At 68.0% G+C, this 672-nt stretch carries 1 protein-coding gene; it reads left to right on the top strand.

The window, feature by feature from the left end; genetic code table 11:
- Positions 1 to 238 precede the first annotated feature (238 nt).
- A complete protein-coding gene (locus JL475_RS39265; protein ID WP_202282967.1) occupies positions 239 to 628 on the top strand; it encodes a hypothetical protein in 390 nt (129 codons plus the stop codon).
- Positions 629 to 672: the final 44 nt, after the last annotated feature.

The raw sequence follows: 672 nt of genomic DNA, 5'->3' as shown, positions 1-672 counted from the left end.
GTCCCGGCCGCCGCACCCTGTTGCCCCACCCTCGACCGCGGGCAACGCTTCTTCCACCGCCCCGCACCGCCCGGCGATGGCCCTTGCCCGAAAGGCGTCACCCGGGACCGCCGCTCAGCCGAGGTGCCGCACACCGGTACACGCAAAGCACCGGCCGGCTCGTCACCGCACATCGAAGCGCGGCACCTGCCAAGGCCCGCAGCCACCGCAGTGGCAGCAGACTCATGAGGAGGAACACATGACCACCGCCCCACGCGAGATTCATCCCGATCGAGATACGACAGCAGCCCCACGGCCCCGGCGCGCACTTCGCCACTGGCCCACGCTCATATTCCTCGCCCTGGTGGCCGCGATCGGCTTCGTTCTGGCCGGCCCCGTCACCGATGCGTCGGCCGTTCCGCCGTCCCCGAGTCCGGCAGCGGATGCCAACGCCGAGGAACCGAGCGGCTGGAAGAAACTGAATCTCAGGGTCAAGGGCGTCCTGTACGAGGTCTCGTATCCCCAGGCACTGGATCCCCACGACCCGCACTACAAGAGGAAGCTGGCCACGCAGATCGTCGCCAAGCGGCTCACGAACCAGGTCGGCGAGGGCAAGATCGCCCGAGTTCATCAGTTGATGGGCACATGAATGGGTCCGGGGCGTCGTTGTCGCAGGTCAGCGCGATACGGCCT

The organism is Streptomyces sp. M2CJ-2 (assembly GCF_016757295.1).
GTDB lineage: Bacteria > Actinomycetota > Actinomycetes > Streptomycetales > Streptomycetaceae > Streptomyces.
Note: the sequence above shows the minus strand (reverse complement) of the source record. Positions and strands in the feature narration are given on the sequence as shown.

Bases quoted from the DNA above. Each gene is read 5' to 3' on its own strand.
- JL475_RS39265 (WP_202282967.1), top strand. From the start codon at position 239: ATGACCACCGCCCCACGCGAGATTCATCCCGATCGAGATACGACAGCA.